This is a genomic window from Alcanivorax sediminis (genome assembly GCF_009601165.1).
GTDB lineage: Bacteria > Pseudomonadota > Gammaproteobacteria > Pseudomonadales > Alcanivoracaceae > Alcanivorax > Alcanivorax sediminis.
The window spans coordinates 1754846-1775092 of the sequence record NZ_WIRE01000001.1; the positions used below are offsets into that span (position 1 = coordinate 1754846).

A 20247-nucleotide genomic window follows, 5' to 3' on the forward strand; every position below is an offset into this window, starting at 1 on the left:
AGACGCTAAAGCAATATCAAAACCTGTTTCTCCACGGACCGCACAGATCGCACAGAGGTCGCAGGGAAAAGCGGTCTTTCCTCCGTGATCTCTGTGGACCCTGCAGTAAACCTGCCTTTAGCGAATTCCGAATACATCGATAATGGTTTGGGTGGCGTCGATGACCCGGACCACTTCATTGTCGATGATGACATCGGTGACACCATCAATATGACGGATGTCGTCGTAGACCGGCAGGCGCTGGCCGTTGTAGTACAGATCATCGGGTAGACGCTGGCCTTTCTGCAGCTTTTTTTGCCAGCCCGGTGGCAGCTTGCCGCCGCGGGCGACTTTTTTCTGCAAGCCGGGGGGCAGAGATTCATAGTCGCGACGGCTCATGCGGTTGCGCAGAGCCTCACGCTCACGGGTGGTGAAGCGGTAGTCGGAATAGTCGCGGTCGCGGCGGCTGTCCACCAGCAGCACCCTGGCGCTTTCCTGTTGCTGGGCTTTTTCTTTTTCCCAGGGCGGGCGTGCCTGACTGATGGTGGGTACGGCGCTGAGCCCAAGCAGGGCAGTAAGGGTAAGCACAGTGGTAGTTTTCATGGGGTTCTCCTTATTCGTCCGACCGTTCTGTCTGTCAGGTCTGACTATCCATTCTGACAATGGTGCCGGCTAACCGGGTACAAAATGTTTCTGGATGTGCCGGTGGTCACAAAGATTGCACATTTCAGACTGAGTCCGAAATGTGCAAACAGGACGCAGGGATTGTGAAAGAAGGTAAAAGGGGGGGCTGAGCTACAAGCTACGCTTGATTCGATAGAAAGCCCCTAAAAGTTCCCGATCGCTATCATTTCTACGAAGCCGCTGCAGGAACGTAGCGTAGCGGAGTAACGCACGGAGTGCGGCCCCAAAGGGGTGAGCGCAGCGAATAACCTGCCTGCAGGCGATCCGAGCCTAAGCGAGGTAAGGATTCCAGAAACGCATTTCGAATATGTAGGAGAGTCAACTTGTTGCACGAAGGCGGGTGGTCATTCTACAGAGGCCATGCCTGCGGAGAGCTCTTCAGCCAACAAGTTGGCTCTTCTACAGCGGGGCATAGAGAGGGGGGGGGCGACGTAAAAAGGCCCGCCCGGGGTATCGGGCGGGCCTTTTTGTATCAAGCATCAAGCATAAAGCATCAGGCGTTCTCTTATCCATTCCCCGATATCGCGAATTTGCTCGAGGCACACCATGTGCTCCATGGGGTAGCTGCGGTATTCAGGGTTGAGCCCCATGGCCTTGAGGCTGGCCACGGCTCGCTGGCCGAGTTGTTCGGGGACCACCGGGTCCCGACTGCCGTGGCAAACCATGACTGGTAGCTGGGCATTGGCATTACTTGGGCTGACCGGCATGGCCATGTAAGTGGACAACGTCAGTAAGCCGGCCAGCGGTTTGGGGTGGCGTAGGGCGCACTGGTAGGCCACCGCCCCCCCCTGGGAAAAACCGGCGATGATGATCCTGCTGCTGGGAATTCCCCGTGCCAACTCTCGTTCGATCAGGGCATCTACTGCGTCAGCGGAGGCGAGTACACCGCTTTCGTCCACCTTGCGATCAATATCCATGGCCAGGATGTCATACCACGCCGGCATCACCATCCCGCCGTTCACGGTGACAGGAATATTCGGCGCATGGGGAAAGACAAAGCGCACTGGCAGATCTGCCGGTAACTGTAGCTCTGGCACGACAGGTTCAAAGTCATGGCCGCTGGCGCCAAGCCCGTGGAGCCATATCACACTGGCTACAGCGGTCTGTTTCGGTTCAATCTCAATGCAGTCCAGCAAGGCCATGATTATTCCCCTCCGGCAACGATGACGCGTACTGCGTTGAGCTGGCACTGGGCGCTGGCCAGCAGCTTTTCCAGCTGTGCCGTCTGGGTTTCCAGGGCCACTACTTCTTCATCCCGCACCGCCGGGTTTTTGGCTTGCAGCGCTTTCAGACGCGCAAGTTCATGTGACTGCTCCTGCCGCATGGCGTCCAGTGCCTCTGCAATGATAACGTCCGCTTCCTTGACGGCGGCAGCCTCGTTGCCTTTCAGCAGCTTTTCAAGCAAGGGTTTCTGGCTGGAAACAATTTTACGGCTGAGCGGCTTGTCCATCTTGTGGCACTGCTGGCTCAAGCCTTCGTGGCTGATTGCCTTGCTGATGTTCTTGCCGTTGGCATCCAGCAGGTGACGAATTACGGTGCACGGCAGGAAGCGATCGGCCTGCAGATGACGTGGCGCCATGGACTCTACGGTGTAGATGGCCTCGATTAAAAGGGTGCCAGCCTTGATGCGCGGGTTCTTGAGCAGGCTGACAGCAGCCTTGCCACGGTCTTCGCCCAGCAGCATCTCCATGCTGCCAGTGACCATGGGGTGTTCCCAGGTAAGGAACTGCATGTCGTCACGACTCAGTGCAGTGGCGCGATCATCGGTCATGGTGATGCCTTCATCCGGCAGACCCGGAAAGGCGTCACGCATATGTGGACCGGGCTTGAGAATCACGGCCGTGTCGGAATGGTCTTCCTGATCCACACCGTAACGGTCGAACACACGCTGCATGAAGGGAAGGGGAGACGAATCATCGGCGTCCTGCAAGGCGGATTTCAACGCGTCCGCCTTGTCACTGTCGCAAGAGCTCAGCTCCAGCAGGCGGTCACGACCAGTTTCCATCAGGGTGTGCAGTTCATCGGTGATCACCCTGGTTTCTTCGATCAGGGCATCGATAGCCGTGTACTCCGGATCACTACTCAGCAGGGGTTCCAGTGCATCACGGCTGCGCAAATAAATGTCATGCCCGGCGGGGTTGGTGTGTTCGAAGGCATTCATGCCTTCGTGATACCAGCGGTACAGCACCTCCTGGGCATGCCCTTCGAAGTAGGGCACATGGATCTGGATATCCTCCCTCTGACCGATACGGTCCAGGCGGCCGATGCGTTGTTCCAGCAGGTCAGGGTTGAGGGGCAGATCCAGCAGCACCAGGTGATGGGCAAACTGGAAGTTGCGCCCTTCCGAGCCGATCTCGGAACAGATCAACGCCTGGGCGCCGTCTACTTCATCGGCAAAGAACGCCGCCGCGCGGTCACGCTCGATCAGATCCATGTCCTCATGGAACATGGCGATGTTCATACCCAGCTTGTAGTTACAATGGGCATGCAGATCGCTGGCAGTATGGCGACTGGCACAGATCACCAACACTTTGTCATGGCGGTGTTGCTTGAAAAACTGTTCCAGCCAGCTGACCCGGGGGTCCAGTGTGCACCAGCGGTCATCGTGATACAGGGTTTCCGGATGCAGCTGGCCGTCCAGGGATTCGTCACTGTCATAACGATACTCATCCGGCAGAGCCAGTGGGTAGCCATGCACCGTGCGCTGGGGGAAGCCGGCAATATTGTGGCGAGTATTCCGGAACATGACCCGGCCGGGGCCTGAGCGGTCGAGCAGCTCCGCCAATACCGCATCACGATCCGAGTCGCGAATGGCCATGTCGGGCAGAAGTGCCTGGGCACGGTTGACCAGGTCAGCGTCCCAACGTGGCTGATCATGGAGTTCGCCTGCCAGCTGTGCAATTTCCTGGTAGTGGCTCTGTTCTTCCCTGAAGGCATCCAGGCTTGGGTATCGGTCCGGGTCCAGCAACCGCAGGCGGGCAAAGTGGCTTTCCAGACCAAGCTGCTCAGGGGTGGCGGTCAGCAGCAACAAACCGCGGGCCTGGCGGGCAATGGCGTCCACGCGCTGATAACTTTCGCTGGGCGCGTCTTCGCTCCACTCCAGATGGTGGGCTTCGTCCACTACCAGCAGATCCCAATCGGCACCGGCCAGGTCGTCAATATCGCATTCAGCCAGGAAGTCGGTGCTGCACAGCACCAGCTGCTCGGCCATGAACGGGTTGTCCCGGTTGGTCGGGGCTTCCCCTTTTTCTTCCTCGATAATCTGCGCCAGCATGTCCTTGATGCTGGTCTCCGGCTGCAGCGCCTCCAACCGTTCACGATCGAAGATAGAAAAGTGCAGGTTAAAGCGACGAACCATCTCCACAAACCACTGGTGGACCAGGGCCGGGGGGACAACTACCAGTACCCGGCTGGCGCGACCGGTAAGCAGTTGCTGGTGAAGAATCAGGCCGGCCTCGATGGTTTTGCCCAGGCCCACTTCGTCAGCGAGCAGTACACGCGGTGCATAGCGATTGGCGACCTGATCGGCAATATAAAGCTGGTGGCCAATGTGATCGATGCGAGGGCCACGCAGTCCCTTGATCCGGGATTGTTGCTGCTGGCAATGGGCATTGAGTGCATCCACGCGCAGTTCAAACCAGCGGTTGGAGGAGAGCTGGTTGGACAGAAGGCGGTCCAGTGCGGAATTGAGTCGCAGCGTGTGACCCAGCAGGGTTTCGGGGACCGGCTGAATATTCTCCGGCTCGCCGGCGGGGTGCGCCATGTAGACTTTGAGGCCGTTGAGTTCGTTGACCTCGGCGACGACCAGTTCCAGTTCGCCTTCAGTGCGAATGGTGTCGCCAGCGTCAAACGTCACCCGCGACAGGGGGGCATTGTTGATCGCGTAGGTGCGCTCTTCCTCAACTGCCGGGTATTCCACCGTGACCAGACGGTAGTCCAGTTCCTTGATGATGCCGAGACCCAGTTCGGTTTCGGATTCGCTCAGCCAGCGCTGGCCGGGGGTGAAATCTGTCATTGTCACTGCCGGTTGATTCAAGGGGGGCGAATTATACGGCTTTGTGCGCCGCGCTTCGATGTTGACAGGCCAGCATTACAGCACAAGAGGCAATTGTTATGCTGTCTTTCCACGTTCTGAGTCTGATTCGTTATGGGTGATGTTGTACCTTTTCGCAAACCGGCCAAGAAATCGCCTCGCAAGGGCATGTGCCAGCACGGCTTTCACAAGTGGGTGGTATGCAAGGAAAAGCAATTTGATGTGAAGCAGGGGAAGCTGGTGACGGTGTACCGTTGCGAACGTTGTGGCAAGCAGAAGGTGACTGCGCTCTGAGGGACCGTCGTCTTAGGTTCAAACGCGAGTATACAAAATTTCGGCTTATGTCCATGGTGTGGTTTTAGCAATAAAAACAAAGGCATAGGCTGTTATCTGGCAGGATATGAGTGTGAAACTTTGTGTGGCGGTTTGGTTAACTTCTGTACCATAATGCCAATTAAAGTGAGACGTAAAACACACTCTCGTCGCGATAACAACAAGATTGCCGGACCCTGTCATGATCCCTGGGATGTCGCTTGCACGTTTTTCTGTGGTGCTGTTCGCCGCTGTCGTTGTTTTTGTTCTGGGTGGATGCGGTGGCGGGGGCGGCTCCTCCGGTGGTGGCCCTGCCAGCTCGGCAGCGTTGCCCACTGATCCAACCGACCCCACAGATCCCGTCGAACCTGAACCTGGCCTGGACGATTGGCTGAGAAGTGTTATTGCTGAGAAGGGCCTGACCGGCGATCCCGCGGCTTCCCGCCAACAGAGCCAGGCGGTTCCTGACAGTGACCCCAGGATCAAGCTGGGGCAGCTGCTGTTCTTCTCCCATAGTCTGTCCGGTGACCTGACCTCATCCTGCGCCAGCTGTCATATGCCGGACTTTGGCGGAAGTGATGCCCTGTCTCTGGGTATCGGGGTCTCCCCCGTGGATGCCTCCCAGGCAGGTCCGGCCCGTCAGCTTGACAGCAGCAAGGACCTGGACCCTGCAGCGGACGACAAACCCAACATGCATCGAAACAGCCAGACCGTCTTCAATGCTTCGCTCTATGATCGTAGCCTGTCCTATGACGGTCGAGTGTTTGTACTCGACGCAGAGGTGAAAAGTGGCGGCAAGGGGCAGAGCATTCGGACTCCGGAAACCGGTAACCTTTCAGATGGTTCCGGCGCGGACGGCTTGCTGGAAGTGTTCTCGAAATTTCCGCTGACCAACCACAATGAAATGCGCGCCTACCTGTTCAGCGCCTTGTCGGAACAGCAGTACCGTGAGCGGCTGGTGGCAAGGCTGCGTGGCGAGGTGGATACCAATTTTCTGTCCCCGGAAGGCAGCGAAAACTGGCTGGCCCTGTTCCGCCAGGCTTTTGATCAACCGCAGGCCAGTGCGCAGGACGTGATCACCGTCGTGAATGTGCAACGTGCACTGGCTGCTTACATGTCATCCATGATCTTTGTTGAGAGCCCATGGAAGCGATATGTGCAAGGCAACGATGCCGCACTGACTGCCACTGCCAAAGAGGGCGCAAGACTGTTTTTTGCCAGCAAGGACGAAGGGGGGCTGGGTTGTGCGGCCTGCCATAGTGGTGACTTCTTCACCAACGAGAAATTCTACAACGTGGGTTTTCCGCAAATTGGCCGTGGTTTCATGCGCGCTGAAAAGGATGATATCGGCCGCTGGAACAGCACTCGCCTTGAGGCGGACAAGTATGCTTTTCGTGTGCCCAGCCTGCTGAATGTTCAAGTTACCATGCCCTATGGTCATGCTGGCACCTTTGACCAGTTGAGCCAGGTGATTCGCTACCATGCCAATCCGCGCCAGGCGTTGTCGTCCTATGATTTTTCGCTGCAGCAACTCGCACAGTTCCAGGGAAAGGAAGGTTACGACTATGCGCAGGGGCATAGCCTTATGGTGCAGTCTGCGTCCAGTTTTGAGCTGGCTGAACCGCTGTTGCCGGGCCGCGATCTTACGGTGCAGGAAGTGAATGCTCTGAGCGTGTTTCTGCGTACCCTCACCGATGACTGTGTCAAAGACTACCAATGCAGGAACCGGTGGCGACCGGCAGCGGCGGATGATCCAGATGGTAATTTGCTGGTCGTGGGGGTAAACCCTGCAGCGGATCCGACCGTGCCGGTAGAGCCGGACCCGGACCCAGATCCGCAGGAGCCTCCGGCCGAACCGGGTGATTATCCCAAGACGGTAGCATTGGGCTTTACGGCACCCGCCCGAACTACTTTTGCTGAATTGGCGGATTGTAGTGCCGAGCCTTCACTGCTGTCAGTGAATTCAGGGCTGCCGGTGTTTCTGCCTCGCCACCTGTACTCTTTCGGGCTTTATGATTTGCTGGGTAGGCCATTGCACCCGCATGGTTTCTATCCAGAAACCTGGGACTTGGATTCCGTCTTCAGTATTGAGCCGACGATGATTGCCGGTGGGGTGAGTGCGGCCTATCTGGATGATGATTGCTGGCTGGATCTGGCCTATGCCGGGGGAGATCAATCCAGCATGGTGTTCTATCGCAATCGAGGAGGGCAAATGGGCTTCGATGCCATGTCACTACTTACCGATGACCCCGGTGGCAAGTTTACAGGCTCTGGCTTTATTGACCTCAACGGTGATTACCGTCGTGAGATGTTATTGGGAAACCTGCAACAGAAAAGGTTGCCGATTTATTCCAGTAACGATGAAGGCAGCTACTACCCGGTCGGGTCCTTGAGCATGAGTCGTAGTACCTTTGGTATGTCTTTTGCCGACGCCAACCATGATGGTTATCCAGAGATGTTTCTCGCCCACTGGTTCTCAGGCAATGTGTTGACGGCCCCCGTGTTTTGGGAAAACAACGGGGGGGCTCAACTCGAACACAATGACGTGGCCGCGGGCCTGTCTAATAATGACCTTTCACAGTCCTGGAATTTCTCACCGCAGTTTGCCGATATCAATGCTGACGGCGAGCTTGATCTGTTACTGGGAGCCGATTTTGGTACCAGTGTGGTCATGGAAGGACTCGGCAACGGTACGTTCGCGAATATTACTGACCGGTCAATTATTACTGATGAAAACGGCATGGGGTCTACTCTGGGGGACTACGACAATGACGGTGACCTGGACTGGTTTGTCACGTCGATCTATGACCCTAACGGAGAGGCTGAGGCTAACTGGGGCGTGACCGGAAACCGTCTCTATCGCAATAACAGCACCGCTGGCGAGCTGATACTGGAGAACGTGACTGATGCTGCCGGCATTGCCGATGGCAACTGGGGCTGGGGGGTGTGTTTTGCTGACTTCAACAATGACGGTTTCCTGGATGTGTTCCATGTGAATGGCTTTGGTGCCATCCCCGCCGAGGCCAGCCGCTCGGAAGCGGGTGACACAATGATAGCGATGTACAAAAAATTCACTCAGGAGTATTTTGACTCGCTTCCACGTCTGTTCATCAATCAGGGTGACGGCACCTTTGTGGATCAAGCCGTTGCCTGGGGGCTGCTGTTGCCCAGCGAGGGCCGTGGCATTACCTGTCTGGATCATGATCGCGATGGTGATGTTGATGTGGCTTTGCTGGATCATTCCAGGGGGCTGCAGTTCTACAGTAACCAGATTGGAAATGGCGCCGGCAAGCGCTTCTTGTCTGTTCGTCTTGTTGGCCAGTCGCCGAATACGGAAGCGCTGGGCGCCAGGGTGCAGGTAATGGGGGATGTGGGGGGGACCTTCGGCCTGCAAACCCAGACCCGCTTTGCCATGGCCAACACCAACTTCAATGGCCAGAACCCGCCGGATTTGCATTTCGGTATGGGGGAGGCCGACACCGCAGACCTCACCGTCACCTGGCCTGATGGCGTGCTCTGGCAATGCGGCGGTGTTGATACCAACCGTTTCATGATCATTGACCAGCGCAGCCTGCCGGCCAACTGTTCGGCGGTTCCCTGATCAACCCGTAGGAGCTGCCTGCAAGCGAAGAATCGCCTGCAGGCAGGCTCTCAAGGTAATAATAGTTTCGAGCAGCGAGTTTCGAAAAGCCATAAACCTTTAATGTATCCAGGTTTACCCTTTCGCAACTCGAAACTCATCACTCGCTCCTGCATTCAATCCAGCACCATGATCGCCTGCCCGGCATTGATTTGCTGGCCCTCCTGCCGTGCAATGGCGACCACCTTGCCGGATTCCGGAGCGTAGATTTCGATTTCCATTTTCATGGATTCGAGCACAGCCACCACATCGCCCTGTTGCACTCTGTCGCCCTCGGCCACATTCAATTTCCAGATGCTGCCTGCCACTGGCGACTCCACCGGGGTGCCATCCACTTCTTCGGCACCGTTGTTGGCGTCCAGGTCCTGTTCCGACTGAAAATTGATCTGGCCGCTTTCCACCCACCGTTGCAGCTCTTCGTCGAAGGCTCGATTGCGGGCGCTGGTGAAGGCGCTGATGTCTTCTTGATTGTCGTCCAGAAACTGTTGGTATGCGCTCAGGCTGAAGGTGGTCTCTTCCACTTTCACCGGGTATTCGCCTTTAGGGAAATCCCTGCGTATCTGGTTGAGCTCTTCGTGGCTCACCTCGTAGAAACGAATCTGGTCGAAAAAGCGCAGTAACCAGGGTTGATCAAATGCGTCGGTTTTTCGATAGCGGTTCCACATCTGCAGGGTGCGCCCCACAAACTGGTACCCGCCGGGCCCCTCCATGCCATACACGCACAGATAGGCGCCACCGATGCCCACGGAGTTCTCCGCGGTCCAGGTCCGTGCCGGATTGTATTTGGTGGTGACCAGACGATGACGGGGGTCGTAGGGCGTCGCCACCGGGGCCCCCAGATACACATCCCCCAGCCCCATCACCACGTAGCTGGCGCTGAACAGGATTGCCTTAACGTCATCAATGCTGTCGAGCCCGTTAATGCGACGAATGAATTCCAGATTGGAGGGACACCAGGGGGCGTCCTTGCGTACCGACTGCATGTATTTTTCGATGGCCTGGTGACAGGCCTCGTCATCCCAGCTCAGTGGAATGTGCACAATCCGAGAGGGCACTTCCAGATCATCTTTCTGCTGCAGTGCCCGTTCGGCGTTGGCCAGGGTTTCCAGCAGGGCGTCGCGGGACAATATCTGCGGATCAAAATGGACCTGCAGGGAGCGGATCCCCGGGGTCAGTTCGATCACGCCGTCGAGCTTTTGCTCCTCCAGCCACAGCATCAACGCATCGGCGCGGAAGCGAAGGCGCAGGTCCAGCACCAGCGGGCCGTATTCCACCAGCAGGTAGCGATCGCCGCCGGCGCGATAGACCACGTCGACACCGACTTCATCCTCGGACAGGGTGTTGAGAATCGGAGTGGTAATGGGCGCGGGACCGACCTGTTTCACCGGCTCGCTCAAGGCGCTGACACAGGCATCCTGTTCAGCCGCCAGGGCGTCGGCGTCTTCCAGACTGATCGCCTCGAAGCGCAGCGTATCACCGGCTTTCAGCTGACCCAGCTTCCAGCGGTCGGCCAGCACCACGGTGGCCGGGCAGACAAAACCGCCCAGAGAAGGGCCATCCGGACCCAGGATCACCGGCATGTCACCGGTAAAATCCACGGTGCCCACAGCGTAGGCATTATCGTGAATGTTGGACGGATGCATGCCGGCTTCGCCGCCGTCACTGCGCGCCCAGTGCGGTTTGGGGCCCACCAGACGAACACCGGTACGGCTGGAGTTGTAATGCACCTGCCAGTCCGTGGTGAAGAACATGGCCATGTCATCGTCGGTGAAAAAGTCCGGTGCGCCATGGGGGCCGTAGATCACCCGCAAGGTCCATTGCTTGCCCAGTGACGGTTTCAGGCTTTCCGGGATGGCCGGTGCTGTGTTGCTGCTAACAGTGTCTTGCGCGAAATGCAGCACATCGCCGGTACGCAGGGCGCGGCCGCCATGTCCGCCGAACTGGCCCAGGGTAAAAGTGCTGCGCGAGCCAAGATAAGGGGTGCACTGAATACCGCCGGCCAGGGTCAGATAGGCGCGGGCGCCTTCGCCGCTGACCTTGCCCAGCTTTAATACCTGTCCTGCCTGCACGGCGATACTCTGATAGCTGGCGACAGGTGCGCCATCAAGAGTGGCCTGCATGTCGGCGCCGGTGAGGGCAATGCGGGTGGCCTGATTGAATTTCAGGGTCGGGCCGTTGAGGGTGAGCTCCAGACCGGCGGCATTTTCCTCGTTACCCAGCAAACGGTTACCCAGGCGAAAGCTGAGGCTGTCGAAGGGGCCTGAGGGCGGCACGCCCACCGGCCAGTAACCGCTGCGGCCGGGGTAGTCCTGCACCGTGGTCATGGTGCCGCCAGCGAGTACGTCCAGGGTGAAGGGGGCGTAGCTGAAATCGTTCAGGTAGCGGGTGGTCATGCGACCCTCCGCAAATACCGGGTCAGCCAGAATGGCGCGCACGTATTCCCGATTGGTTTCAATGCCTTCCAGGGTGATGGCATCGAGAGTCTGGCTCAGTGCCGCCAGGGCACTGTCGCGATCGGCTTCGTGGATGATCACCTTGGCGAGCATGGGATCGAATAGTGGCGACACCGTGAGCCCGGCTTCCACCCAGTGATCGATACGCAGCGCCTTCCCGTCGGTACCGGGGAAGTTGACTGCGGTCAAGAGTCCGGCGCTGGGCTGGAAATCCTTGTTGGGATCTTCCGCGTAGATCCGCGCTTGGATGGAATGGCCTTTGGCGGTAAAGGGGCCGAGGGAATCCAGTGTGGGCAGATCGCCGGCGGCGAGCTTGACCATCCACTCCACCAGGTCCACACCGAAGATCTGTTCGGTGACACCATGTTCCACCTGCAGGCGGGTGTTCACTTCCAGAAAATAAAAGGCATTGGTGTCCTGATCGAGAATGAATTCCACGGTACCGGCATTGCGATACTGCACCGCTTCCATCAGTGCTCGCGCAGTGTCCTGTAATTCGCTTCGTACCTGGTCCGGCAGATTGGGTGCGGGGGTTTCTTCCAGCACCTTCTGGTGGCGGCGCTGGGCAGAACAGTCCCGTTCTCCCAGCGTCACGGCCTTGCCCTTGCCATCACCAAACACCTGCACCTCGATATGGCGGGCGCGGGCAATGTATTTTTCGATAAAGACGCCATCATTGGAAAAGTTGTTGGCGCTGAGTCGGCGTACTGAATCCCAGGCTTTATCCAGACTCTCAGCGCTTCCACAGATCTGCATACCGATGCCGCCGCCACCGGCGGTGCTCTTCAGCATCACCGGGTAGCCAATTTTTTCGGCGGCTTTCATCGCTGCGGCCTTGTCGGTGAGCAGATCGGTGCCGGGTAACAGCGGCACGCCGGTTTTTTCGGCCAGGGCGCGTGCGGTGTGCTTGAGGCCGAAGGTATCCATTTGTTGGGGCGTGGGACCAATGAAGGCAATGCCACGGGCCTCACATCCTTTGACAAAATCCGGGTTTTCACTGAGAAAACCGTAGCCGGGATGTACCGCGTCCACGCCGTGTTCTTCCATCAGCGCAAACAGCTTTTCCTGATTCAGATAGGTATCCCGGGCGCTACCTTCGCCCAGACAAAAGGCCTCGTCAGCGCAACTCACGTGCAGGGAATCCCGGTCGGCCTCTGCAAATACCGCCACGGCCTGAACGCCCAGTGACTGAAGGGTACGGATAACACGGGTGGCAATGGCGCCGCGGTTGGCAATCAGAACCTTGTTGAACATGGCACTCTTCTCTTGTGGTGCTGTCTCGTCGACAGATGACGGGTCGTCCCGTCTTTTAAACCTTGGCCGCCGGGGTCGTCCCCGGGGAAATGACGATCAGTTGTTCCAGATTAAAACTTCAATGGGAGTCGGGTTATAACCATTGCACGGGTTGTTCAGCTGCGGGCAGTTGGAAATCAGAATGACTGTGTCCATGCAGGCGGTGAGCTCCACGTATTTGCCTGGCGCAGAAATCCCGTCTTCAAAGGTCAGGCCACCTTCAGCGGTCACCGGCACATTCATGAAAAAGTTGATGTTGTGGGTGATGTCCTGCTTGCCAAGATGAAATTCCGGGTGCTCGTTGACGGCGAGCATCCAACTGTCTCGGCAGGCATGCATGCAACGCTTTTCAAGGTCGTATCGCACCGTATTGCTCTCGGTGGCACAGGCGCCGCCAAGAGTGTCGTGACGCCCGCAAGTGTCAGCGACAATTTCCAGTAGCGGGTTCATGCGGTTACTCATCAGCATGGTGCCCGCGGTGAGATAGACGTTGCCCTGCTCACGGATGGTGTCCATGGCGCTGTAACGCTCAGCGGGATCTTCTGCACTATAGAACAGGGTATCGGCAGCCTGATTACCTTCCAGGTCCAGCAGGCGAACGGTTTCACCTTTCTTGATGGTGCGAATGAAGTAGTCTCCGGCTGCCACCACTTCACGAAAGCTGGCCTGCTCTGGTTGTCGAGAACTTTCTTTGATCATTTTTCTTTCCTTTGCGCCTTTCCGTGCGCCTACATGTTTTTGCTGTAGGAGCCTGCCTGCAGGCGAATGGCGGTTATCGCTTGCAGGCATACCCTAAAGGGCACAGAGAGCTCCTACGGAATATCAAAGGCCAAGGTGGTAGAGACGATTGTTCTCGAATGCGCGGCCGTTTTCCGGACGGAAGTTCTTGCAGTAGTCGTCTGCGGCTACCGGGTCGGCTTTCAGCATCTCTATCTGCACCGGCTTCATGGGGTATTCCTCTGCCGGGTTCAGCGGGTGTGGGCAGCTGTGCAGAATCACCAGGGTCTCCATCTCAAAACGCAAAGTGATGCTGGCACCGGCTTTGGCCGCTGACGGATCGAAGACCAGGTTGCCGTCATCATCTGCTGTCACCTTCGAAAACAGATTCAGGTTGGCGGCCATGTCCCGTTCAGTGAGGCCGTATTTGGCCAGCTCGGTCAGGAAGCTGTGCTCGCCGCTCAGAGTCCATTGGTTATGGCAATCCTGATAGGAGCGCACGGCATACTTCTCTTTAAGAGTTTTTTCGCTCAGGGTGCCGCACACGGTGTCATGCCAGCCAAAATCATCTTCCACGATGGAGGCAAACACGCGACCCATGTCGGAATACAGGCAGTTGCCTTTGGTCAACTTGAAGGTGTGCTGGCCCTTGAGCGTGTCTGGTGCGTTGTAACGCTCGAGCAGCATTTCCGGGTTGTACATCAGCACGGACAGGTTGGCGCCGCCTTCCAGATCGGTGAGGCGTAGCTGCATGCCGCGGCGTACCCGCAGCGACCAGTGGGCGCTGCCGGGCAGGGTCGTTGTGTAAAGGCTTTCGCTCATGGTGAAGTCCTTCGTTTTCCTGTTTTTTATAGCGTGTCGTTAAGAACGCGGCTGGTGCGGGTCACGTTCCGGTTGATGCTGGTAAGCGTGCCGTTTTCGCAGTCGCCCACGGGTAAGTCATAGGTCACCCGTGCGCCATAGGCGCCGGGCGCCTGGGGATCCAGCCTGGGCTTGTCGAACACCCACAGCCGGGTGCCCAGATAAAAGCCTTCGGTAATGTCATGGGTAATCATGAATACGGTGAGTTTCTGCTCTTTCCACAGGCTCAGTACCAACTTGTGCATGTCTGCACGTATGCCGGGATCCAGTGCGCCGAACGGTTCATCCAGTAACAGAATGCGCGGCTTCTTGATCAGCGCTTGGGCCAGAGCCAGGCGTTGCTGCATACCGCCGGACAGTTCATGGGGGTATTTATCTGCAGCGTGGCCGAGCCCCACTGACTCAAGCATGTCCAGCGCGGCCTGGCGTAGTTGATTGCGTTTTTTGCCGAAGGTAATACCCAGCCAGCGGTTACTCTGCAGCTCACCACCCAGCATCACATTTTCCAGTGCGGTCAGGTGGCTCAGCACCGAGTAGCGCTGGAAGACGATGCCGCGACTTTCATCCGGCTCGGCGGGTAGGGGCAGACCATCCATCAGCAGTTCGCCACGGGAGGCTTCTTCGGTGCCGAGAAGGAGTTTCAGGAAGGTGGTCTTGCCGCACCCGGAGGCGCCGACAATGGTGACAAACTCGCCTTCCTGCACGGTAGCATTGAGCCGTTCCAGCACAACCTGGTCACCGTACTCCTTCCACAGGTTTTTCATTTCGATAATAGCCATCGTGATGGTTCTCCCTTAATGACCCTGTTGGTGGAACCAGGGGTAGCGCCATTGCGAATAGCGTCTGAGGATGAGGTCGATGGCGAAAGCCAACAGGGTGATCCACACCACGTACGGAAGAATGACATCCATGGACAGATAGCGGCGTACCAGGAAGATCCGGTAGCCCAGGCCTTCGGTGGCTGCGATGGCTTCGGCAGCAATCAGGAACAGCCAGGCAGGCCCCAGAGACAGGCGCACGGCACTGATCAGGCGAGGCATCAATTGCGGCCATACCAGGCGAGTGATGATCTGCCAGGTGTTGGCGCCCAGCGTCTGCAACTTGATGATTTGCTCGGTGGGGATTTCCATGGCTCGTTGTTGCAGATCACGAATCATGAAAGGCGTAATGCCGATGATGATCAGCATGACCTTGGCCAGCTCCCCCAGCCCGAAGATGATGAACAGCACCGGCAGGATTGCCATGGGTGGCACCAGTGAGAGCCCGGTCACCAGTGGCGAGAAAGTCGAGCGAATCAGTGGAATGGTGCCGTTACCGATTCCCACGATGACCGCGATCAGGGCACTGATGGCGACCCCGATGCCAAGCCGTTGCAGGCTGGCGAGCGTGTCTGCCCACAGCAGGTATTCACCGCTGCGCTTGCTGGGCTCGAACGCCATGCGATCGATCGCCTGAACAAAGCTGTCCAGTGCGGGCAGAAGCTTGTCGTTGGGGTTCTCTGCCAATCGCGCATCCGATGCCACCATGTAGGCGACGATTAGCAGCAGGAAAGGCAGCAGTCCCAACGCCCAGCTCATGGCATTGCCGGGGCGGCGATTGATCAGTTTTTTCATGGCAATTCCCGGTAGATAAATCGCAGGAGGCCGGCTGCCTGACGCCGGCTGAAAGAGCCGCCAGCGTCTGGCGTCGGACATTGGGCATCAGGCGTTTATTTACAGCTTTCCTTCGGCGGCCATCTGCATGTAGTCAGGGATAAAGCGCAGCTGCACATTGCTGTCGCTGCCGAATATGCCCGCTGGCGTGGCAATACCAACAAAACCGGCATCCGGAGCACCTTCGCCCAGCAGTCCATGCTCGAAGGAGAACTCTGCCACTTTCTGCATGGTGTCTTTCAGCTCGGTGCTATTGACGAACGCGACCGCTTCGCTGGCGTTATAGAACATACGGGTGGAGGCGAGTTGGGCTTCGTAACCGGCCAGGTCGGTGCCAGAGGCCTTTGCCATGAAGGTGCGGGCCGCCTTACCTGCGTCATCGTCGGCGGACATGGTGGCCATGATTTCGTACCAGGCCCCCGTGAGCGCCTTGCCGAAGTTCGGGTTGGCGTTCAGGGTGTCGGTGTTGACCACCATCAGGTCGATGATTTCACCGGGAATCTTTGAAGAGTCGAACACCTTGTGGCTGTCCGGCATGGCGGTGATTTCGCTGAGCAGTGGATTCCAGGTGGCGACGGCGGTGACATCCTTGGTGGTGAAGGCGGCGACCATGTCGGCGTCTGAGGTGTTCACCACGGTCAGGTCTTTTTCGCTCAGACCCACCGTATCCAGAGCACGTGCCAGCAGGTAATGGGACACGGAGAGCTCGACCAGGTTGACGTTCTGGCCCTTGATGTCGGCCAGCTTGTTGGTGCCTTTCAGCACAACACCGTCATTACCGTTGGAGAAGTCCCCCACGATCAAGGCGGTTGAATCCACGCCTCCGGCAGCAGGGATAGTAAGGGCGTCCATGTTGGTCATGGCACAGCCATCATAGGCGCCGGCGGTGTACTGGTTGATGGATTCCACGTAGTCGTTGATCTGCACTACGTCGATCTCGATATCGTACTTGTCAGCCCACTTGTCGATGATCTTTTGTTGGGCGCCGAAGTCCCATGGCATCCAGCCCACATAAATGGACCAGCAAACGCTGAAGGAATCCTTGGCCATGGCACTGGCAGGAGTGAGAACGGCAAACAGGGAAAATGCGGCAGCGGCTGCTGTCTTGCGTACGGAAAGGGTCATGTCAGACCTCCTTGGCTACGGACGGAGAGGAATCCAATGACACTGCTGTCATCGTGCTCTCCCGGGCTTTTGTCCCGCCGTGTAACCCTCTGCCAGGTAAGTCAGATGAGGTCGTCAGCTCTCGGACCAGGCATCTTCACGGAGAAGACCGGAACCCTAGCTGTCTATTTCGCAAATTGTCATGAGTGCTTGATGGCAAGTGCCATTCGATTCCTCGACATTGAGTTCTGCAAGTGGGGTGCCAACTGTAAAGAAAGCTGGAAAACAAAGGGTTGCGTTTGAACTGAAGGAAGACGGTTTTAACGGGAGTCAAAGAATTGCATTAAAATGGGGCGCGATATTTCGTCGCGCCCCTTGTTGGTGCTGTTCAGCGGTGATGGGGTAGGGTGAGGAATTATTGCGCCATGAAATCCATCAGCGCTTCCCAACTGGTCAGGTCTGCATGGGCATCATAGCCCAGCGGCAATTCGAACCGCTTGGCCACGGCATCAGCGCCCGGATTGGTAAAGCTGTGCTTCACACCAGGAAAGCTGAGCAGTCGCAGGTCCACCCCGGCGGCGCTCATCTCGGAAACCAGCCCGGTGACCTGCTCGGCGGGAACCATGGGATCGGCCTGGCCTGTTGCGACCAGAACCTTTGCTTTGACGTCACCGGCTTTGGCGGGGGTCTGGGTGCCAAGTGAGCCGTGGAAGCTGGCCACGCCCGCCAGGTCAGCGCCCATACGGGCCTGATTCAGTACGACCGCGCCGCCAAAACAGTAACCAATGGCAAACAGGCGCTTGGGATCGACTTGCTGTTGTTTGAGGAGCATCTTGCGGGCGGCCTCGAAACGGGCATTCATTTTTTCTGGCTCGGCCAGTGCCGCTTCCATGAAGGCAGTGGCGTCCTTGGGATGGGTGGCGACCTTGCCTGTGCCATACATGTCCACGGCCAGCGCGACAAACCCTTCCTTGGCCAGCATGCGGGCGCGGTTGCGCGCGTAGTCATTGAGGCCCCACCACTCGTGAACCACGATGACACCTGCAGACGGTTCCTTCTGCTTGTCGTTGAGGTACATGACGCCGGTGCCGAGGCCATCAGGCAGGGTCACGTTGGTTTCAATGATACCTGCAAAGGCACTATTGCCCATGAACATAACCAGGAAAAACAGCCCAAGCCGTTTCATCATCTTTCCTCTTGGTGATTGGAAGTAGTGTTGAGGTTTTCACATTACACGCCATGCCCCTGGGGCCTGGCGATTATCGATCTTGCCAGACCCAGCGAAGCGGTTCGCCAAAATCATCATAAAGCAGTTTGCGCTGTGGACGGGGGTTGAGCCGCTGGCGCTTGGGTTTGTGCTTGCGGGCATCAATGGTGGCGGCCACCTGGCTGAGATCGGTGCGGCTGGTTTCACGAGGACCGTTAAACAGCACGGTCTGATGCCCTTTGCCGCTGACCGGATCGGTGCCACTGACGCCGCTGGGGACTTCCTTGATGGATCCACCTTTCTCGAGAAAGCGTTGCATATCGCGCTCGAGGCGATGACGCTGCTGTTCTTTACTGTTGAGAACCTTCACAACGGGCCCTGTCCCAGGTTGAAAGTGGAACTATCGACCATAGCAGCCTGCGTCCGGGGGTTCTACTGCCCACTGATGGGAGTTTGTAACGCTGCTTTGATTGCCTCCTCCAGAGCGCCCCCCAATGGCTTTGCCGATGCTGGGAAATGGCGGATGGACTGCCCATCTGCGGAGACAAGGTACTTGTTGAAATTCCAGCCAGGCGCTTCAGATCCCTCGGCAAGTGCCTTGAACACGGAATGGGCTCCGTCACCCTTTACCTTGCTGGTCGCTGCCATGGGGAAGGTCACGCCGTAGTTGATGTAGCAAACCTTGGCTGTCTCTGCCTCGTCATCCAGCTCCTGGCGAAAGTCATCGGAGGGGAAACCGATAATGACCAGTCCCTCATCCTTGTAGCGCTGGTGGAGGCTTTCCAGCCCCTTGAACTGGCCGGTGTAGCCACAGCGGCTGGCGGTATTGATCACCAGGGTGGGCTGGTTGCGGGTCAGCGCGCACAAATCCAGGTTGTCTTTGGAGTGCAGCTTGCGCACCTGGGTGTCAAACAGCGCGGCACAATCGGCAGCGTGTGCTGCTAGAGGCGTACCAAGCATCGCTATCAGGGGCAAGGCAACAAGCGCGACTTTCAATAAGCGCATCACGGTGCTCTCCAGTCATCGGCCAAAACCGCACTATTGCCCCTGATCGGTCAACGACACGCGAAGATCAGCGTGCCTTGGGGGTCAGGGCGTCGCCGTCGAACTTGACGTCTGCCAGAGTGTGGCGCATGAAGGTGCGGATGTTGGCGTGGTCATCACCTTCCGGGTTGCTCAGCACATGATCGCGGAAGAAGTGCCCAAAGCAGGCCAGGGTCTGCTCGTCGGTGAGTTTGTGCAGCTTGGCGAAGGCAAAAATCTTGCAAGAGCCTTCGTTGGTGCCAGCCTCGTTAATCACCACGTCATCGCCGCTGCCATTGGTGAAGCGGGTGGGGGTGTAATCGTAGTGCTCGTCGATGGCGGCCTGTACCTGTTCGAAGGCAACCACTTCGGGCATCAGGTTCAGGGCAAACAGCAGGGTTTCGACGGAATTGCTCATGGGTGATCCTGTTCCGGTGGTGATCATTCTGGATAGCGCAGAAGGGTAGCGTCATCACCGGAGCAGGGGAAGGCTAAACAGCCAGTTACTCGGTCTTGGCGGGCGGCTGGGCAATGTTCCGGGCACCCAGTGGATTACAGTTCTTCAAGACGACCCTCCCTTGCAGCATGTTGCCGCGGGAATACTCACGGAAGATGCATTCATTGGTTTCCGGGTTGTAGTCCTCGATCCACAGGTTGTCATCTTTCCAGGTGGCATTGAGGTGGTAATGCTCTTCAGGGATGGTGATGCTCATGGTGCCGCCGAAGCGCTTCACAAACACCTGCTGTAGCCAGAAGTAATAGGCGATGGTGGCGACGAACCAGATCAGCGCGGCAATAATCAGTGCAGGCTTCCATTTCTCCATGCGTACGCCAATACCGAACAGCGTGCCGATGACCAAAGCGGCGACAAGAAACCAATAAAGGTAGGTAACCATGTTTTCATCCTTGTTGAGCTTGTTGTGAAAATTCTGTCTGGCATCATAGCAATGATTTCAAAGCCAGATGTAAAAGCATGCAACAGTGGTGGGTCTACATGGTGCGGTGTGCAGACCGGTCTCTTTACACCGGTATATGCACACAGCCGGCTCGCCGCTTTCACGAGCACAATCACAGCCCCAAAGGGGCACGTTACACCCGGGTAAGACGCCCCGTGGTGCCAGTATTGCTGGTGCCCGGCGGTGATCGTTCCTCGGCCAGTCAGCTGGAAGCCCGTCTGAAGCGGCTGAGTCGGGCCAACAAGGACAAACTACTGGCGGCGCTGCGTGAAGATAAACGCCGGGCGCCGCTGTCGATCTGGCTGGAAGATTCATAAACGGATGAGACTGATG

General features: G+C 57.5%; 17 protein-coding genes and 1 riboswitch. Of the genes, 3 read left to right on the top strand and 14 right to left on the bottom strand.

Annotated features, from left to right (window positions below; all coding sequences use genetic code 11):
* Window positions 1-117: 117 nt before the first annotated feature.
* The 3 genes from GFN93_RS08010 to rapA all read right to left on the bottom strand — a co-directional run bounded on the left by GFN93_RS08010 (window position 118) and on the right by rapA (window position 4678).
* A complete protein-coding gene (locus GFN93_RS08010; RefSeq protein ID WP_194285769.1) occupies window positions 118-582 on the bottom strand; it encodes a hypothetical protein in 465 nt (154 codons plus the stop codon).
* A gap of 560 nt (window positions 583-1142) precedes the next feature.
* Window positions 1143-1805 carry an alpha/beta hydrolase gene (locus GFN93_RS08015; protein ID WP_153500387.1) on the bottom strand — a complete coding sequence of 221 codons (663 nt, stop codon included), beginning with the start codon at window positions 1803-1805 and terminating at the stop codon, window positions 1143-1145.
* Between the two features lie 2 nt (window positions 1806-1807).
* Window positions 1808-4678, bottom strand: coding sequence for an RNA polymerase-associated protein RapA (gene rapA / locus GFN93_RS08020; RefSeq protein ID WP_153500389.1), 2871 nt, complete (start codon window positions 4676-4678; stop codon window positions 1808-1810).
* Between the two features lie 132 nt (window positions 4679-4810).
* On the opposite strand from rapA, the gene GFN93_RS08025 reads away from it, so the two are divergent.
* Together GFN93_RS08025 and GFN93_RS08030 are read left to right on the top strand one after the other, a co-directional pair.
* Entirely contained in the window at window positions 4811-4990 is a 180-nt protein-coding gene (locus tag GFN93_RS08025; protein WP_153500391.1) for a hypothetical protein, read from the top strand.
* Window positions 4991-5222: 232 nt separating this feature from the next.
* A complete protein-coding gene (locus GFN93_RS08030; protein ID WP_194285770.1) occupies window positions 5223-8609 on the top strand; it encodes an FG-GAP-like repeat-containing protein in 3387 nt (1128 codons plus the stop codon).
* Between the two features lie 155 nt (window positions 8610-8764).
* On the opposite strand, the gene uca is transcribed toward GFN93_RS08030, so the two are convergent.
* The 11 genes from uca to GFN93_RS08085 form a co-directional block, all read right to left on the bottom strand.
* Window positions 8765-12355 (bottom strand): urea carboxylase, encoded by a 3591-nt coding sequence (gene uca / locus GFN93_RS08035; RefSeq protein ID WP_153500395.1) that lies wholly within the window; start codon window positions 12353-12355, stop codon window positions 8765-8767.
* A 96-nt stretch (window positions 12356-12451) separates the two neighbouring features.
* Window positions 12452-13093, bottom strand: a complete 642-nt coding sequence (locus GFN93_RS08040) for an urea amidolyase associated protein UAAP2 (protein ID WP_153500397.1) — start codon at window positions 13091-13093, stop codon at window positions 12452-12454.
* A 123-nt stretch (window positions 13094-13216) separates the two neighbouring features.
* Window positions 13217-13933, bottom strand: a complete 717-nt coding sequence (locus tag GFN93_RS08045; protein ID WP_153500399.1) for an urea amidolyase associated protein UAAP1 — start codon at window positions 13931-13933, stop codon at window positions 13217-13219.
* A gap of 26 nt (window positions 13934-13959) precedes the next feature.
* On the bottom strand, window positions 13960-14751 hold the full coding sequence (locus GFN93_RS08050; protein WP_153500401.1) for an ABC transporter ATP-binding protein: 792 nt from the start codon (window positions 14749-14751) through the stop codon (window positions 13960-13962).
* A gap of 15 nt (window positions 14752-14766) precedes the next feature.
* Window positions 14767-15585 carry an ABC transporter permease gene (locus tag GFN93_RS08055; protein WP_153500403.1) on the bottom strand — a complete coding sequence of 273 codons (819 nt, stop codon included), beginning with the start codon at window positions 15583-15585 and terminating at the stop codon, window positions 14767-14769.
* A 99-nt stretch (window positions 15586-15684) separates the two neighbouring features.
* Entirely contained in the window at window positions 15685-16749 is a 1065-nt protein-coding gene (locus GFN93_RS08060) for a putative urea ABC transporter substrate-binding protein (protein WP_153500405.1), read from the bottom strand.
* Window positions 16750-16805: 56 nt separating this feature from the next.
* A riboswitch (guanidine-I (ykkC/yxkD leader) is annotated at window positions 16806-16920 on the bottom strand.
* A gap of 223 nt (window positions 16921-17143) precedes the next feature.
* A complete protein-coding gene (locus tag GFN93_RS08065; protein WP_235901736.1) occupies window positions 17144-17917 on the bottom strand; it encodes a dienelactone hydrolase family protein in 774 nt (257 codons plus the stop codon).
* 70 nt (window positions 17918-17987) lie between these two features.
* The gene (locus GFN93_RS08070) at window positions 17988-18305 is read right to left on the bottom strand and encodes a hypothetical protein (protein WP_328594404.1); all 318 of its coding nucleotides are present in this window, start codon (window positions 18303-18305) and stop codon (window positions 17988-17990) included.
* Window positions 18306-18367: 62 nt separating this feature from the next.
* Window positions 18368-18940, bottom strand: a complete 573-nt coding sequence (locus GFN93_RS08075) for a glutathione peroxidase (RefSeq protein ID WP_208993759.1) — start codon at window positions 18938-18940, stop codon at window positions 18368-18370.
* Between the two features lie 67 nt (window positions 18941-19007).
* Complete coding sequence (locus GFN93_RS08080) at window positions 19008-19376, bottom strand: HopJ type III effector protein (protein WP_153500407.1); 369 nt, start codon at window positions 19374-19376, stop codon at window positions 19008-19010.
* A gap of 85 nt (window positions 19377-19461) precedes the next feature.
* Complete coding sequence (locus tag GFN93_RS08085; protein WP_153500409.1) at window positions 19462-19854, bottom strand: G protein-coupled receptor family protein; 393 nt, start codon at window positions 19852-19854, stop codon at window positions 19462-19464.
* Between the two features lie 77 nt (window positions 19855-19931).
* Between GFN93_RS08085 and GFN93_RS08090 the strand changes: the two genes are divergently transcribed.
* Window positions 19932-20231, top strand: a complete 300-nt coding sequence (locus GFN93_RS08090) for a GIY-YIG nuclease family protein (protein WP_153500411.1) — start codon at window positions 19932-19934, stop codon at window positions 20229-20231.
* Window positions 20232-20247: the final 16 nt, after the last annotated feature.

Bases quoted from the DNA above. Each gene is read 5' to 3' on its own strand.
- GFN93_RS08010 (WP_194285769.1), bottom strand. From the start codon at position 582: ATGAAAACTACCACTGTGCTTACCCTTACTGCCCTGCTTGGGCTCAGC.
- GFN93_RS08015 (WP_153500387.1), bottom strand. From the start codon at position 1,805: ATGGCCTTGCTGGACTGCATTGAGATTGAACCGAAACAGACCGCTGTA.
- rapA (WP_153500389.1), bottom strand. From the start codon at position 4,678: ATGACAGATTTCACCCCCGGCCAGCGCTGGCTGAGCGAATCCGAAACC.
- GFN93_RS08025 (WP_153500391.1), top strand. From the start codon at position 4,811: ATGGGTGATGTTGTACCTTTTCGCAAACCGGCCAAGAAATCGCCTCGC.
- GFN93_RS08030 (WP_194285770.1), top strand. From the start codon at position 5,223: ATGTCGCTTGCACGTTTTTCTGTGGTGCTGTTCGCCGCTGTCGTTGTT.
- uca (WP_153500395.1), bottom strand. From the start codon at position 12,355: ATGTTCAACAAGGTTCTGATTGCCAACCGCGGCGCCATTGCCACCCGT.
- GFN93_RS08040 (WP_153500397.1), bottom strand. From the start codon at position 13,093: ATGATCAAAGAAAGTTCTCGACAACCAGAGCAGGCCAGCTTTCGTGAA.
- GFN93_RS08045 (WP_153500399.1), bottom strand. From the start codon at position 13,933: ATGAGCGAAAGCCTTTACACAACGACCCTGCCCGGCAGCGCCCACTGG.
- GFN93_RS08050 (WP_153500401.1), bottom strand. From the start codon at position 14,751: ATGGCTATTATCGAAATGAAAAACCTGTGGAAGGAGTACGGTGACCAG.
- GFN93_RS08055 (WP_153500403.1), bottom strand. From the start codon at position 15,585: ATGAAAAAACTGATCAATCGCCGCCCCGGCAATGCCATGAGCTGGGCG.
- GFN93_RS08060 (WP_153500405.1), bottom strand. From the start codon at position 16,749: ATGACCCTTTCCGTACGCAAGACAGCAGCCGCTGCCGCATTTTCCCTG.
- GFN93_RS08065 (WP_235901736.1), bottom strand. From the start codon at position 17,917: ATGATGAAACGGCTTGGGCTGTTTTTCCTGGTTATGTTCATGGGCAAT.
- GFN93_RS08075 (WP_208993759.1), bottom strand. From the start codon at position 18,940: ATGCGCTTATTGAAAGTCGCGCTTGTTGCCTTGCCCCTGATAGCGATG.
- GFN93_RS08080 (WP_153500407.1), bottom strand. From the start codon at position 19,376: ATGAGCAATTCCGTCGAAACCCTGCTGTTTGCCCTGAACCTGATGCCC.
- GFN93_RS08085 (WP_153500409.1), bottom strand. From the start codon at position 19,854: ATGGTTACCTACCTTTATTGGTTTCTTGTCGCCGCTTTGGTCATCGGC.
- GFN93_RS08090 (WP_153500411.1), top strand. From the start codon at position 19,932: ATGCAACAGTGGTGGGTCTACATGGTGCGGTGTGCAGACCGGTCTCTT.